The sequence below is a fragment of the Micromonospora sp. WMMD723 genome (genome assembly GCF_049863385.1).
Taxonomy (GTDB): Bacteria; Actinomycetota; Actinomycetes; order Mycobacteriales; family Micromonosporaceae; genus Micromonospora; species Micromonospora wenchangensis.
This window is the reverse complement of the sequence record NZ_JBMKNR010000001.1, coordinates 3,752,493-3,767,931: the sequence shown is the minus strand read 5'-3', so window position 1 is coordinate 3,767,931 and position 15,439 is coordinate 3,752,493. Positions and strand designations below refer to the sequence as shown.

General features: G+C 73.5%; 10 protein-coding genes and 1 pseudogene. 5 read left to right on the top strand and 6 right to left on the bottom strand.

From position 1 onward, the window contains the following. Positions 1-275 precede the first annotated feature (275 nt). Positions 276-1,061 carry a transcriptional repressor LexA gene (gene lexA / locus ACN261_RS17010; RefSeq protein ID WP_088646445.1) on the top strand — a complete coding sequence of 262 codons (786 nt, stop codon included), beginning with the start codon at positions 276-278 and terminating at the stop codon, positions 1,059-1,061. A gap of 581 nt (positions 1,062-1,642) precedes the next feature. Here lexA and ACN261_RS17005 read toward each other — a convergent pair. Both ACN261_RS17005 and hflX read right to left on the bottom strand, forming a co-directional pair. Beyond that, positions 1,643-3,295, bottom strand: a pseudogene (locus ACN261_RS17005) (hypothetical protein); the annotation flags it as partial. Between the two features lie 48 nt (positions 3,296-3,343). Then, a complete protein-coding gene (gene hflX, locus ACN261_RS17000; protein ID WP_425851015.1) occupies positions 3,344-4,822 on the bottom strand; it encodes a GTPase HflX in 1,479 nt (492 codons plus the stop codon). A 148-nt stretch (positions 4,823-4,970) separates the two neighbouring features. Between hflX and ACN261_RS16995 the strand changes: the two genes are divergently transcribed. After that, the gene (locus ACN261_RS16995) at positions 4,971-6,443 is read left to right on the top strand and encodes an NAD-dependent malic enzyme (protein ID WP_204923953.1); all 1,473 of its coding nucleotides are present in this window, start codon (positions 4,971-4,973) and stop codon (positions 6,441-6,443) included. A gap of 421 nt (positions 6,444-6,864) precedes the next feature. Here ACN261_RS16995 and dapF read toward each other — a convergent pair whose 3' ends face one another. The 4 genes from dapF to ACN261_RS16975 form a co-directional block, all read right to left on the bottom strand. Further along, complete coding sequence (dapF, locus tag ACN261_RS16990; protein WP_421486332.1) at positions 6,865-7,698, bottom strand: diaminopimelate epimerase; 834 nt, start codon at positions 7,696-7,698, stop codon at positions 6,865-6,867. Between the two features lie 7 nt (positions 7,699-7,705). Further along, a complete protein-coding gene (gene miaA / locus ACN261_RS16985; protein WP_425851012.1) occupies positions 7,706-8,617 on the bottom strand; it encodes a tRNA (adenosine(37)-N6)-dimethylallyltransferase MiaA in 912 nt (303 codons plus the stop codon). After that, positions 8,614-9,591, bottom strand: coding sequence for a hypothetical protein (locus tag ACN261_RS16980; protein WP_425853613.1), 978 nt, complete (start codon positions 9,589-9,591; stop codon positions 8,614-8,616). Before ACN261_RS16980 ends, miaA begins: the two co-directional genes overlap by 4 nt. Before the next feature lie 99 nt (positions 9,592-9,690). Continuing rightward, positions 9,691-10,140 carry a hypothetical protein gene (locus tag ACN261_RS16975; protein ID WP_421486329.1) on the bottom strand — a complete coding sequence of 150 codons (450 nt, stop codon included), beginning with the start codon at positions 10,138-10,140 and terminating at the stop codon, positions 9,691-9,693. Positions 10,141-10,394: 254 nt separating this feature from the next. Between ACN261_RS16975 and ACN261_RS16970 the strand changes: the two genes are divergently transcribed. The 3 genes from ACN261_RS16970 (at position 10,395) to ACN261_RS16960 (ending at position 15,438) form a co-directional block, all read left to right on the top strand. After that, positions 10,395-11,603 carry a DUF349 domain-containing protein gene (locus ACN261_RS16970; protein WP_421486328.1) on the top strand — a complete coding sequence of 403 codons (1,209 nt, stop codon included), beginning with the start codon at positions 10,395-10,397 and terminating at the stop codon, positions 11,601-11,603. A 485-nt stretch (positions 11,604-12,088) separates the two neighbouring features. Next, positions 12,089-13,756 carry a cellulase family glycosylhydrolase gene (locus ACN261_RS16965; RefSeq protein WP_425851010.1) on the top strand — a complete coding sequence of 556 codons (1,668 nt, stop codon included), beginning with the start codon at positions 12,089-12,091 and terminating at the stop codon, positions 13,754-13,756. 305 nt (positions 13,757-14,061) lie between these two features. Beyond that, the gene (locus ACN261_RS16960; RefSeq protein WP_421486325.1) at positions 14,062-15,438 is read left to right on the top strand and encodes a cellulose binding domain-containing protein; all 1,377 of its coding nucleotides are present in this window, start codon (positions 14,062-14,064) and stop codon (positions 15,436-15,438) included. The last annotated feature ends 1 nt before the right edge of the window (position 15,439 follow it).

Below are 15,439 nucleotides of genomic sequence, written 5' to 3'. Positions count from 1 at the left end.
TCCGGACAGGCCCCCCGGACGGAGGACGCGACCCGGCCGACGACCCGCCGGACGCCGGCCCGCCGGGGACGTACCATCTACCAGAACAGACGTACGAAAGGCCAGGATTTCCACCCGACACGCCGAGTTGCGTCGTACAGATGTTTGAAAATGACCGATCTCACCTATACGGTCATGAACGACCGGGCACGGCGCACCACGTCGGTCCGGCACCGCGACACCCCGCACGCACCACGAGCCGCCAAGGCACCCAGCGCCGACCAGGGAGGACGGACGTGACCGAGGACCGGGCCAGCCGGCAGAAGAACCCGCAGCCGATCGCCGAGGCGGGTTCCCCGGCCAGTCGGCGTCCCCGCGCCGCCCGCAGCCGTACCGGCCAACCGGCCGTCCGCCCGGTCACGCCGGTGGTCAGCGGCTTCCCCGACCCGACCGCCGTCGACCTGACCGCCCGGCAGCGCCGCATCCTGGAGTTCATCCGCAGCTGGGTCGAGCGGCACGGCTACCCGCCGAGCGTCCGCGAGATCGGTGAGGCCGTCGGCCTGGTCTCCCCGTCGAGCGTCGCCTACCAGCTCAAGGAGCTGGAGAAGAAGGGCTTCCTGCGGCGCGACCCCAACCGGCCCCGCGCGGTGGACGTGCGTGCCCCCGGCGGGGACGCCGACGACGAGCTGAGCCGCGCCCAGCGCCCCACCCCGGCGTACGTGCCGATGCTGGGCCGGATCGCCGCCGGTGGGCCGATCCTCGCCGAGCAGGCGGTGGAGGACGTCTTCCCGCTCCCCCGCGAGTTGGTGGGTGAGGGCGAGGTCTTCATGCTCCAGGTCAAGGGCGACTCGATGCTCGACGCGGCGATCTGTGACGGCGACTGGGTCGTCGTCCGGCAGCAGCCGATCGCCGAGGCCGGTGACATCGTGGCCGCCATGCTCGACGGCGAGGCGACCGTCAAGACCTACCGGCGGCGCGACGGCCACGTCTGGCTGATGCCGCAGAACCCGGCCTTCGACCCGATCCCGGGTGACGACGCCACCATCATGGGCCGGGTCGTCGCCGTGCTCCGCCGGATCTGACTCCCTGACCTGACCCGTACCCTCGCTGGTCGTCCCTTCCCGGGAAGGGCGGCCGGTCAGGTGTCGACGGGAGGCCCGCCGCAGCGTCAGTAGCGTTCGCCGCTGCGACCGGGCGGTGGGCCGTACTGGCCGCCGCGCCGGTCGTCGTGGCCGTCGCGGGGCGGGCCGGAGCGCGGCTCGCGGGGGCCGGCCGCATCCCGGCGCGGCGGCTCTGCCCGCCCCCCGCCGTAGACACCGCCACCACCACGGCCACCCGCGGGCGCGCCACCACGGCCACCGGCAGGGGCACCGCCACGCCCACCGGCCGGCGCGGCACCACGGCCACCAGCCGGAGCAGCGCCACGGCCACCGGCGGGCGGACCGCCCCGACCACCGTCACGTCCGCCTGCGGGCGGACCGCCCCGCCCACCGGCCGGGGCAGCACCACGGCCACCGGCGGGCGGACCACCTCGACCATCGGCCGGGGCACCACCGCGCCCACCGGCCGGGACGCCACCACGGCCACCCGGCGGCGTGCCGCGCCCGTCCACCGGGGCACCGCCACGGGCACCCGGAGGAGCACCACGGCCGCCGTCCGGAGCACCGCCGCGCCCACCGGTGGGAGCACCGCCACGCGGGTCCGCGGCGGGCGGACCGCCCCGCGACGCGCCGCCGGCCGGGGCCCCGTGGGGCGCGCCGCCACGCGGACCAGCGCCGTTGCCCGCCGGACCACCCGCCGGGGCGGCACCGTAGACCCCACCGCCTGCGGGACGGCCGCCGCCGTACACACCGCCACCCGCCGGACGGCCGCCGGACGGTGGTGGACCACCGCCCGGACGGCCGGCGGGAGCAGCACCGGCCCCGGCCGGGGGCCGGCCGCCGCCGTAGACCGCACCGCCGGCCGGGCGGGCAGCCGAGCCGCCGGCCGCCGCCGGAGCACCGTAGACACCGCCGCCGCGCGGCCGGTTCGCGACCGGCTCCGCAGCGGGGGGAGCATCGCCGACCGAGGGCCCCTCGGCCCGGGAGACCGCGCCGGAGGTGAACACGTCGTCGTCGGGGCCGTCAGGGTCGTCGCCGGCCGTGGCGGCCCGCCGCCGGGACCTGACGATCCCGACGATGCCGGCCCCGACCAGGAGCGCGCCGATCACGCCGACCGCACCGATCAGATAGGTGATCTGGTCCAGGCTGAGGTTGTCGTACCAGGACCTCTCGGCCGCCGGCTTGGCCCCCGCCGCGCCCTCGATCGGCTCGGCGCCCTTGGTCGACGGCGTGTAGCCGAGGATGTCGATCGGGTCCTCCGGGGCGAGTTCCCCGCCGTCGGAGACGGTGACGAACCCGGTGCCGTCGGGGGTGTACGAGATGGCCTCGCCGAACGGGTCGGCCAGCGGGGTGACCCGGGGCTTGCCGGTGGTCAGGGCGGCCACGACGTCCCCGCCGCTGACGTCGTACTCGAAGGCGTCGGCGTAGGTGCGCACCACCACCCGGCTGCCGTCGGGCGAGCGGGCCGCCCCGGTGATCGCCACCCGGCCGATGATGTTCAGCGGGTTGTCGGTGGTGGTCTTGGGCAGGGTGATCTCGCCGACCTTCTTCATCGGCACCGGCTCGGTGTCGCCGTCGGGGTCGAGCTTGGCCTCCGGAGTGAAGATCTCCGCCTTGCCGCTGGGCACCTTGGTGATCACCAGGGGCAGGCCGTCCGCGCCGATCAGCAGCGCCTCGGCGTCGTGCGGCTTGCGTTCCGGGTAGGACAGCCGGTGCAGCACCGGCTGCTTCGACCCGCTGACCGGCATCGTCCAGACCGCGACCCGGGTACGCCGCTCCCTGCTGGTGACGTTGTCGCCGGTGTCGGCGATCCAGAGGGTCTTGCCGTCGGGCGAGAGGGCCAGGTCCTCGGTGTCGAAGGGGCCGTCACCTGAGTACTTCACCGGTTCCTTGGCGATCTTGCACTTGGTGTCCAGGAAGAAGACCCGCTTGCGGCTCTCCTGGAGGGTGCCGTCGTTGATCACGATGTAGCCGGTCTTCGTGGCGACCAGACCGGACAGCTCGCGCAGCCGCTCGTCGGTGATCGTGCACTTCTTCTTGCCCGCTGCCGCCGCGAGCGGACCCGCCCCGACAGTCAGCGGCCCCGCGCCGGTGACGGGCGGGGCCACCCCGGCGGGGACGGCGGAGACCGGTGCCGCCCCGGCGGCAGCAGCGGGTGCCACGGCCGCGCCGAACAGGGCGAGGGCAACCGTGACCGAGGAGACAGCGCGGCGCATGGCGTCAGTGTCGCATGCCGCGATGAACCTCAGGTCACACCGGAGCGCTCACCGACTGCCGGCCACCGCCGGGTCACCCGCCGCCACGAACGGCGTCAGCTCGGCGGCCAGCGCCTCCCCCACCCGGACGTGCAGGAGCGTGCCCTCGGGCAGGTGGGAGGTGCTGAGCACCTCGCCCTGCCGGTGCAGCCGGGCCACCAGGTCACCCCGGTCGTACGGCAGCACCGCGCGGACCTCGACCGCCGGGCGGGGCAGCCGCTGCTCGATCACCTCGCGCAGCCCGTCGAGGCCACGCCCACTGTGCGCGGAGACGAAGACCGCGTCCGGCCAGAGCCGCTTGAGCCGCAGCAGGGTCTCCTCGTCGGCGGCGTCGGTCTTGTTCACCACCAGCAGCTCGGGCAGCCGGTCGGCGCCGACCTCGGAGAGCACCTCACGGACAGCCCGGACCTGCTCCTCCGGGTCGGGGTGGGTGCCGTCGACCACGTGCACCACCAGGTCGGCCTCGGCGACCTCCTCCAGCGTCGAGCGGAACGCCTCGACGATCTGGTGCGGCAGGTGCCGCACGAAGCCCACCGTGTCGGAGAGCGTGTAGAGCCGCCCGTCCGAGGTGGTGGCCCGGCGGGTGGTCGGGTCCAGGGTGGCGAAGAGCGCGTTCTCCACCAGCACGCCCGCACCGGTGAGCCGGTTGAGCAGGCTCGACTTGCCGGCGTTGGTGTAACCGGCGATGGCCACGGCCGGCACCGCGTTGCGGGAACGGCGGGCGCGCTTGGTCTGGCGTACGGTGCGCATGGCCTTGATCTCCCGGCGCAGCCGGGCGATGCGGTGCCGGATGCGCCGCCTGTCGGTCTCCAGCTTGGTCTCACCCGGGCCGCGCAGGCCCACGCCGCCGCCGGCGCCGCCACCCCGCCCGGAACCACCGGTCTGCCGGGAGAGCGTCTCGCCCCAACCACGCAGCCGGGGCAGCAGGTATTCGAGCTGGGCCAGCTCGACCTGAGCCTTGCCCTCCTTGCTCTTGGCGTGCTGGGCGAAGATGTCGAGGATCAGCGCGGTGCGGTCGACGACCTTGACCTTGGTGCGCTGTTCCAGGTTCCGCAGCTGGGACGGGGACAGCTCACCGTCACAGATCACCGTGTCGGCGCCGGTGGACAGCACCACGCCGGCCAGGTCGTCGACCTTGCCCCGGCCGACGTAGGTGGCCGGGTCGGGGCGGCTGCGGCGCTGGATGAGCCCTTCGAGCACCTGTGAACCGGCGGTCTCGGCCAGGGCGGCCAGCTCGGTCAGCGAATTGTCGGCGTCGCGCTGGGTGCCCTCGGTCCAGACGCCGACGAGGACGACCCGCTCCAGCCGGAGCTGGCGGTACTCGACCTCGGTGATGTCGGTCAGCTCGGTGGAGAGGCCGGGGACCCGCCGCAACGCCTGCCGCTCCGACAGCTCGTACTCGCCGGTCGTGGCGTCGAGGTCGTCGTCCGAGTAGGGGGTGTGGGTCTCCTGGTCTCGCAAGCTGCGACTCCTGTCCGTTCTGTGCATGTACCAAGTAATCCTGACATGGGTCAACGCCGAGCGCGACTGCTATATGCCCGTGGTGGAGGTCGCCGAACGCGGGGGCGGCTGCCGCCGTGGCCCGGTGGGCGAGTAGAAATGCTGACGAGCCGCCAGCGACGACGGAGGTATTTCCGTGGCCATCACCCGACTGCCGAGTGCCGGATTCTCGATCACGATCCGGATCGCGGTCCCCGCGGACGCCTCCTCGATCGGCCGGCTGACCACGTCGGTCGGTGAGGCCGGTGCGATCGTCACCGCGCTGGACGTGGTCGACTCCGACCCGACCAACGTGATCGTGGACCTCACCTGCGACACCGCCGACGCCGGCCACGCCGACCAGGTCGTCGAGGCACTCACCGCGCTCGACGGGGTGGACGTGCGCAAGGTCTCCGACCGGACGTTCCTGCTGCACCTCGGCGGCAAGATCGAGGTGCACTCCAAGGTCGGGCTGCGGACCCGTGACGAGCTGTCCCGGGCGTACACCCCGGGGGTGGCCCGGGTCTGCCAGGCGATCGCCGACAACCCGGCCGACGCCCGCCGGCTCACCATCAAGCGCAACACGGTCGCCGTGGTCAGCGACGGCTCGGCCGTGCTCGGCCTGGGCAACCTCGGCCCGGCGGCGTCGCTGCCGGTGATGGAGGGCAAGGCGGCGCTGTTCAAGCGGTTCGGCGGGGTGGACGCCTGGCCGGTGGTCCTCGACACCCAGGACACCGACGAGATCGTGGCGATCGTCAAGGCGATCGCCCCCGCGTACGGCGGGATCAACCTGGAGGACATCGCCGCGCCGCGCTGCTTCGAGATCGAGGCCCGGCTGCGCGAGGCCCTCGACATCCCGGTCTTCCACGACGACCAGCACGGCACCGCGATCTGCGTACTGGCCGCGCTGACCAACGCGCTGCGCGTCGTGGGCAAGCAGCTCGCCGACGTCCGGGTGGTCGTCTCCGGGGCCGGCGCGGCCGGCACCGCGATCATGAAGCTGCTGCTGCGCCAGGGCGTCGGCGACATCATCGCGTACGACCGGCAGGGTGCCCTGCACCGCGACCTGCCCGACCTCAACCCGGCCTGGCAGTGGCTGGCCGAGAACACCAACCGGGACAACTACTCCGGCGACCTGGCCGGCGCGGTCCGGGACGCCGACGTCTTCATCGGGGTGAGCGCCCCCAACCTGCTCACCGGTGACGACATCGCCACCATGGCCAAGGACGCGATCGTCTTCGCGCTGGCCAACCCCGACCCGGAGGTCGACCCCCGGGAGGCCCGCAAGCACGCCGCGATCGTCGCCACCGGCCGCTCCGACCAGCCGAACCAGATCAACAACGTGCTCGCCTTCCCGGGGGTGTTCCGCGGCATGCTCGACGCGCACGCCGAGGAGTTCACCGAGGAGATGGCGATCGCGGCGGCCCGCGCCATCGCCGACGTCGTCGGCGAGGACAAGATCAACCCGACGGTGATCGTGCCGAGCGTCTTCGACTCCCGGGTCGCCCCGGCGGTCGCCGCCGCCGTCCGGGCCGCCGCCCAGAACCCGGCCGTCACCCCGCCGCCGGCCGCCGACCCGGGCCCCGCCGACCTCCCCGAGATCGCCGCCACCGCCAGCGCCACCCCCTGACCCCTCCTCCCCTTCCAAACCCCGCCTCCCGCCAGCCGCCCCAGCCCGGCTCACCCCGGCCCGGCTCACCCCGGCCCGGCTCGCCCCGGTGATCAAGAGCTTTGCGTCACCCCGGCCGGCACCCGGTGACGCAAACCTCTTGGTCACCGCGCACCCGCCCCATCCGGCCTCGGTGATCAAGAGGTTTGCGTCATCCCGCCCACCATCTCTGACGCAAACCTCTTGATCACCGCACACCACCCCGTCAGGGCCGGGTGACCAAGAGGTTTGCGTCATCCGCTCGCGGGATGTTGACGCAAACCTCTTGATCAACGAAGCGAGGCGAGGCAAAGCGGGGCGAGACGAGGCAAAGCGGGGCGGGGCAGAGCGGGGTGAGGCAGAGCTGGGTGGGTGGGGCGGGACAGAGCGGGGAGGGCAGCGGTCAGGGGAGGGTGAGGGTGCCGGTGGCGACGAGGACGGCGGGGCCGGCGAGCCAGCAGGAGTCGGCGGTGACCGTGACCGTGAGCCGGCCACCGGGGACGTCCACCGCCACGACCCCCGTGTCCAGGGTGGCGTCGCGCAGCGCCACGGCGGCGACCGCGCAGGCGCCGGTGCCGCAGGACAGGGTCTCGGCCGAGCCGCGCTCGTAGACCCGCATCAGGACGTGGCCGTCGGTGCCGTCGACCGGGTCGGCGGGGGCGGTGAACTCGACGTTCACCCCGTGCGGGAAGACCCGGGGATCGACGTCGGGCGCGCGGGTCAGGTCCAGGTCGGCCAGGTCGATGCCGGTCGGCAGGGCGCAGACCAGGTGCGGGTTGCCCACGTCCACCGCCGTGCCGGGCAGGGTCAGCCCGCCGAGGACGGCGCGGGAGGTGTCGTACAGCCGGGGGCGGCGCATCTCGACGGCGATGGTGTCGCCGTCGACCCGGGCCCGCACGAGGCCGGCGCGGGTCGCCACCGGCAGGGTTGCGCCGGTGGGGGTGGCCAGCCCGGTCTCCAGCAGGTAGCGGACGAAGACCCGGGACCCGTTGCCGCACATCTCGGCGAACGAGCCGTCGGAGTTCCAGTAGTCCATGAACCATTCGGCCTCACCGGCGAGGGCGACCCCGTCGGGGTGTTTCGCCGCGCGGACGACCCGCAGCACGCCGTCGCCGCCGAGGCCGCGCCGCCGGTCGCAGAGCGCGGCGACCAGGCCGGGGGTCAGGTCGAGGGTGCCGTCCGGATCGGGCAGGACGACGAAGTCGTTGCCGGTGCCGTGGCCCTTGGTGAACTCCACGCCCCCATCATCGCCGATGCCCGGCGACCACCCGCAGGGCAGTCTCGACAACCGTCGGCGCGGTCGGGTCCAGCCAGTGGATGCGCGGGTCACGGCGGAACCAGGAGCGTTGCCGTCGGACGAACCGGCGGGTGGCCCGGATCGTCTCCTCCCGTGCCTGCGCCTCGTCGGTCTCCCCGGCCAGGAACCGCAGCACCTGCTGGTAGCCGAGCGCCCGGCTGGCCGTCCGGCCGTCGGCCAGGCCCTGCCCGCACAGCGTGCGTACCTCGGCGACCAGCCCGTCGGCCCACATCCGGTCGACCCGCGCCGCGATCCGCTCGTCGAGCAGCGCGGTGTCCAGGTCGACGCCGAGTTGCACCGCCGGGTAGTACGGGGTCGGGTCGGGCAGTGAGGCGGTGAACGGCGCACCGGTCAGCTCGATCACCTCCAGCGCCCGGACGATGCGTCGGCCGTTGCCGGGCAGGATGCCCGCCGCCGCCACCGGGTCCGCCCCGGCCAGCCGGGCATACAGCGGGGCCGGGCCGAGCTGCGCCAGTTCCGCCTCCAGCCGTTCGCGTACCGCCGGGTCGGTGCCGGGGAACTCGAACTGTTCGAGCACCGCCCGCACGTACAGGCCGGAGCCGCCGACGAGCAGCGGCACCCGCCCCCGGGCCAGGATGTCGTCGACCGCCGCGCGGGCCAGCCGCTGGTATTCGGCGACGCTGGCCGGCTCGGTGACCGGCCAGATGTCCAGCAGGTGGTGCGGCACCCCGTCGCGCTCGGCGGAGGTGAGCTTGGCGGTGCCGATGTCCATGCCCCGGTAGAGCTGCATCGAGTCGGCGTTGACCACCTCACCGCCGAGGGCGTGCGCCAGGGCGATGCTCAGCGCCGACTTGCCCGCCGCGGTCGGGCCGACCACGGCGACGACGGTGCCGCTCACCGCGTCACACCGCCCGCCGCCGTCCCGGCGTCAGCCGCCGTTGTCCCGGCATCGCCCGCCGGTGTCCCGTCCGGGCCGGGCGGGTCCGTCCGTGTCCAGGAGGCCACCAGGTAGCCGACGCCGTAGGGGACGCCGTGGTGGCGCAGTTCGCCGTGCCAGTCGCCGCCGGCCGCGCGGACCGCCCCGGCCAGCACCTGCCAGGCCGGCCGACCGGCGACCCCCAGCTGCGCCGACAGCTCCGGGTCCAGGCCGAGCAGCGCGTCGGCGTCCGCGTCGGCCAGGGCACGGGCGACCCCCTCGTCGTACGCCCCGGCGCGCGGGTCGTCGTAGCCTGGCGCTTTCGGGCCGTGGCAGGCCGACCCGTCACCGAGCACCAGCAGGGCCCACGGCCCGTCCACCCGCAGCCCGGCACCGAGGGCGGCACACCGGTCGGCCGGCTCGTCCGACGCGACGCTCACCATCCGCCAGGCGGTCGGGGTCGGCGGGGCGGTCCGGTCGACCAGCCAGGCCCCGACCAGCAGACTCAACGGCAGCCCCTCGCCGTCGGCCGGCGGCGACACCGGCTCGACGCCGCCCGACGGTGGCACCGCTGACAGCGCCGCCGGGACACCGCCCACCGACGGTGGCACAGAATCACCGCCGCCCGACGGAGGCACCGGGTCACCGCCGCCCGACGGAGGCACCGGGTCACCGCCGCCCGACGGAGGCACCGGGTCGACGCCGGCCGGTGCGAGACCGACCGTGAGGGGCAGGCCCCAGGGGGCGAAGCTGCCCCGGCGGGGCAGCGCCAGTTCGGTGGTGCGCTCGCCGGCACCGACCAGCACGACGGTGCCCGCCCCGGCCGCGTAGAGGACGGCGACGGCGGCGGCGCAGGCGTCACGCAGCTCCGCCAGCTCGGGCGCGGCGGCCCCGGCCAGCTCGGGCACGATCAGCGGCGGGTGCGGGCAGACGGCGGCGGCGAGCAGTGGCACCAGGCAACGGTAGCGGCCGGGCCCCGCCCGCCCCGCCCACCCCGCCGCCCTGCCCCGGGCGCACCGGCTCTGCGCCAGCCGGAGCGGGCGGCGGGAACGGGTTCAGCCGGTCTGGCCGCCCCAGCCGCCCTGGACCATGGTCTGGAACCGCCACTGCCCGCCGGTGCGGACCAGCAGGTCGGCGTAGCGCACCCGCTGGCGTTGGCCGTCGAGGGTGAACTCGGCCTCGGTGAGCACCACGGCCAGGCTGCGGGTGAGGAAGTAGGGCGTGCGGCGGCTCTCCATCCGCAGGTCACCCCCGCCACCGAGGACGCCGCCCATCATCTCCAGGTAGGCCGCCCGGTCGAGCTGGCGGGCCGAACCCTCGCCGGCCGCGTCGTCGGTGACCGTGTTGAGCGGGAACATCGCCAGGTCGGCGGTGCCGGGCACGTCGCCCGCCTCGGCCAGGGCGTCGTACCGCCGGAACCACTCGTCCAGCTCGGCGAGATCGGCGGCGTCGGGCACGAACCCGGGGTCGGCGGGGGGCGTCATCCGGGTGTGGGACTGCGTCATCCTGCTCCTCCTCGCCCGCCCGCGGCACGGGCGGCAGCTTCGGTGTACGGCCTACCGTACACCGTACGGCGGTTTGCGACACTCGCCCCACGGAGCCTGTGTGTGGGTGCTAGGACACCGTATGGTCACGGTCAGAGACAGGCGCTCGACGCGGACGGGGGCGGACCTGTGACAATGCCGGGAGCAAGTTGGCTGCGCCGTGGCGGCGATCGCGGGGGGTTTCCCGACGACGCCGGGAGAACGAGGATGGGCACATGAGCGACTGGACTGCCTTCGGACGGGTGGACGCGGACGGCACCGTGTACGTGAAGACCAGCGAGGGCGAGCGGGTGGTCGGTTCCTGGCAGGCGGGCGCGCCCGAGGAGGGGCTTGCCCACTTCGCCCGCCGCTTCGCCGACCTGGTCACCGAGGTGGACCTCACCGAGGCCCGGCTCAACTCGGGCGCCGCCGACGCGGGAGGTTCGCTGAGCACCGTCCGGCGGATCCGCGCCTCGCTGGCCGAGGCCCACGTCGTGGGGGACATCGACGCCCTCGCCGCGCGCCTGGACAAGCTCGCCGTGCTCGCCGAGGAGAAGGCCGGCGAGGCCCGTGCCGCCCGGGAGGCCGCCCGGGGTGAGGCGCTCGCCCGCAAGACCGCCCTGGTCGAGGAGGCCGAGAAGCTGGCCGCCGAGTCGACCGGTTGGAAGACCGCCGGTGACCGGCTCAAGGAGATCCTCGACGAGTGGAAGACCATCCGCGGGGTCGACAAGAAGACCGACGGTGAGCTGTGGAAGCGGTTCGCCGCCGCCCGGGACGGCTTCACCAGGCGTCGGGGCGCCCACTTCGCCTCCCTCGACCAGCAGCGCAAGCAGGCGCACACGGTCAAGGAGGAGCTGGTCGCCGAGGCCGAGAAGCTCTCCGACTCCACCGACTGGGCGGCCACCGCCAACCAGCTCAAGGAGCTGATGAACCAGTGGAAGGCCGCCCCGCGCGCCTCGAAGGAGTCGGAGCAGAAGCTCTGGGAACGGTTCCGCGCCGCCCAGGACGCCTTCTTCAGCCGGCGCAGTGAGGTCTTCTCGGCCCGGGACAACGAGCAGCGGGCCAACCTGGAGCGCAAGCAGGCGCTGCTGGCCGAGGCCGAGGCGCTGGACGTCGACGGCGACCCGAAGGGCGCCCAGGCGAAGCTGCGCGAGATCCAGGCCCAGTGGCACGAGGCGGGTCGGGTTCCCCGGGAGGCCGCCGCCGGCCTGGAGCGGCGGCTGCGGGCGATCGACGACAAGGTCCGCGAGGTGATGGACTCGGCCTGGCGGCGGACCACCAAGGAGGACAACCCGCTGCTCGCCCAGATGCGGGCGCAGGTCGCCGAGGCCGAGGAGCGGCTCGCCCGCGCCCAGGCCGCCGGGGACGCCCGCCGGGTCAAGGAGGCCGAGCAGGCGCTCGCCTCCAAGCGGCAGTTCCTCCAGCTCGCCGAACAGGCCGGCTGACCCCGGCCGGCCGTCCGCGCCGGCTGGATGGACACGCCGGCTGGATGGGCACGCCGGCTGAACGGGCACACGCGTGAGCCCCCGGTCCCGGGTCAAGGGACCGGGGGCTCACGCGTGTCCGCCCTGGTCGCCGAGCGGACCACCTGGGCGGGGCCCGGTGGGGACCATCCCGGGCACGCCCGCGACCAGCCGGAACGACCCCTTCGGCGGAGCCGCCGCGACCTGCGGTTGACGCATCGAGACCGGCTGATCAGAATGGGCGGCAGAGCCAGGTCGATCCCACCGGCGCGAGGGCACCGACGACGGACACCGTCGTCGGGAGTCGCCGGTGCACCGCAGCGAGTGGCCGTGTCCACGTGACCCGGCACGTCGCGCACTGTCCGCGTATCCCGTAACGAGCGGGACGGACGGCGGCGGCCGGCTTTCCCCCCGGTTTTCCGCCCCGCGTCGCCGTCGCGACGCCGGGCATCCGAAGTGGAGCCCGCATGTACCGACCCCGCATTCTCGGCGCCGCGCTCACCGCGCTCGCCACCGCTGCGGCAGGCGTGTTCGTCGCCGCCGCCGTCAGCACCACCCCGGCCGCCGCCGCCGTCGGCGGCACCGGCACCGGCTATCTGCACACCAGCGGCAACAAGATCGTCGACAGCACCGGCGCGACGGTACGGCTGACCGGCATCAACTGGTTCGGCATGGAGACCGACAACCGCACGTTCCACGGTCTGTGGTCGAACAACCCGTGGCGTGGGCAGCTCGACAAGATGGCCAGCCTGGGCTACAACACGCTGCGCATCCCGTACTCGAACGACTCGGTGAAGCCGGGCGCGACCGCCACCGGGATCAACGACTTCGTCAACCCGGACCTGGTCGGGCTCTCCCCGTTGCAGATCCTCGACAAGGTGATCGACTACGCCGGCAGCAAGGGCATGCGGGTCATCCTGGACCGGCACCGGCCGACGTCGGCCGGTCAGTCGCCGCTCTGGTACACCCCGACGGTCTCCGAGGCGACCTGGCTCGCCGACTGGAAGATGCTGGCCCAGCGGTACGCCGGCAACACCACGGTGATCGGCGCGGACCTGCACAACGAGCCGCACGCCGAGGGCACCAACCCGGCCGCGACCGGCGCCTGCTGGGGCTGCGGCGACACCACCCGGGACTGGCGGCTGGCCGCCGAGCGGGCCGGTAACGCCATCCTCGGGGTGCAGCCGAACTGGCTGATCTTCGTGGAGGGGGTGAGCTGCCCCAGCGGTGGCCTGTCGAACGTCTGGGACAACGACACCAGCAACGACGAGGACTGCGGCTGGTGGGGCGGCAACCTGTCCAAGGCCGGGCAGTTCCCGGTCCGGCTGAACGTGGCGAACCGGCTGGTCTACTCGCCGCACGAGTACGCCACCAGCGTCTACGAGCAGGAGTGGTTCAAGGCGGCCGACTTCCCGGCGAACCTGCCGGCGGTCTGGGACCGCTACTGGGGTTATCTCTACAAGCAGAACATCGCCCCGATCATGATGGGCGAGTTCGGCAGCACCCTGGCCGACCCCCGGGACAAGGTGTGGCTGGAGAAGCTGATGGCCTACACCGGCACCGGCGTGAACGGGATGTCCTTCACCTACTGGTCGTGGAACCCCAACTCGGGTGACACGGGTGGCATCGCGCTTGACGACTGGACCAACATCAACACCGCCAAGCAGGCGATCCTGCAGCCGTACCTGATCCCGCCGGTCGCCGGTGGGGCCGACCCGACCGGCACCCCGACGCCGAAGCCGCCGACCACCACCCCGGTGCCGCCGACCACCACCCCGCCGCCGCCGACCACGACGCCCCCGCCGCCCACCACCACGCCCCCGCCGGCGGGTGGCTGCACCGCCACCTACAAGCAGGTCAACGCCTGGCAGGGTGGCTTCCAGGGTGAGCTGACCGTCAAGAACACCAGTTCGTCGGCGGTGAACCCGTGGTCGGTGACCTGGACCTGGCCGGCCGGGGTCACCCTGGTCAACGGCTGGAACGCCACGGTCACCCAGTCCGGCACGACGGTGACCGCCGCCGGGCCGAACTACGCGCCGTCGCTGGCGGCGGGCGCGTCGATCACCGTGGGCTTCACCGCCAACGGTACGGCCGCCGCCCCGGCCTCGGTGAAGCTCAAGGGCACCGCCTGCTGAGCTGAGCCTGTCCACACCCGGCGGGCCGCCGGTCGACTCGTGCGTCGACCGGCGGCCCGCCGGCTGGTTCGGCACCGTCGGGGCGGTGACCGGCACGCCGATTTACATCTGTCACTGTCTATGCTTTGCTCGGGAAAGCGCTTGTCCGGGCCGCGGGCGCACCCCACGGGAGCCACCTCGTACCGACCTGACCCCCCGGCAGGGGCCGATCGGCGCACGCGGCGAGTCACCGGTGCCCACGGGCGCGGCAACCACCGGCGGCTCCCCCGTCGACGGTCGCCTGTCCCACCCGAAAGGGACGCAGCATGCGCACACCTCGGCGTCGTACGACGCTGATCGCCGCCACCACCGTCGCCCTGCTCGCCACCGGCACGCTCACCGCCGTCGCCGCCCACGCCGCCCCCGGCTGCGCGGTCAGCTACACCGTCGGCGGGCAGTGGCAGGGCGGATTCACCGGCAACATCACCATCAGCAACCTCGGCGACCCGCTGTCGGGCTGGAGCCTGCGCTGGTCGTACTCGGCCGGCCAGACGGTCAGTGACGCCTGGAACGCCACCGTGGCCCAGAGCGGCAGCACGGTGACCGCCACCAACGTGGGCTACAACGGAAACGTGCCGACCGGCGGCAGCGTCTCGTTCGGCTTCAACGGCACCTGGAACAACTCCAGCAACCCGACGCCGACCAGCTTCACCGTCAACGGGGTGACCTGCACCGGAAGCACCGCCCCCACCGGTGCGCCGACCACCCCGCCGTCGGCGACACCCCCGCCGGTCACGCCCCCGCCGATGACGCCCCCGGCGACCACCCCGCCGCCCAGCGTGCCGCAGACCGGCCTGGTCGGCTGGGCCACCCAGAACGGCGGCACCACCGGCGGCGGCAGCGCGGGCGCGACGACCGTCTCCACCGCCTCGGCGCTGACCAGCGCGTTGAACGCCACCGGTGCGGCGGTGATCCGGGTCTCCGGCACCATCAACTGCTCGGGCATGCTGCGGGTCCGCTCCAACAAGACGATCCTCGGCAACGGCGGGGCGACGATCGTCGGCTGCGGCTTCACCGTCAACGGCGACCGCAACGTCATCATCCGGAACCTGACGTTCCGCAACTGGAGCGACGACGCGATCAACGTGGAGAGTTCCGCCACCAACATCTGGATCGACCACAACACGTTCAGCAACGGCTACGACGGCACCGTCGACATCAAGCGCGGCTCGGACTTCGTGACCGTCTCCTGGAACCGGGTCTACAGCCACGACAAGACGATGCTGCTCGGGCACAGCGACGACAACGGCGGCCAGGACATCGGACACCTGCGGGTGACCTACCACCACAACTGGTACGACGGCAGCAAGCAGCGCAACCCCCGGGTCCGCTTCGGCAACCCGGTGCACGTCTACAACAACTACTACTACAACAACGCCGGCTACGGCGTGGCGTCCACGATGAGCGCCGGGGTGCTCGTCGAGGGCAACTACTTCGAGAACGTCAAGGACACCTACCACCTCGGCGAGGCCGACTCCGGGCCGGGCAGCCTGGTGGCCCGCAACAACCACTTCGTCAACTCGCCCGCCGGGCAGACCGGCGGCAGCGTCGCCGGCATCCCGTACGCGTACACCCTGGACAGCGCGAGCAGCGTGAAGTCCATCGTGACCGCGGGTGCCGGCGCGGGCCGGATCTCGGTCTGAC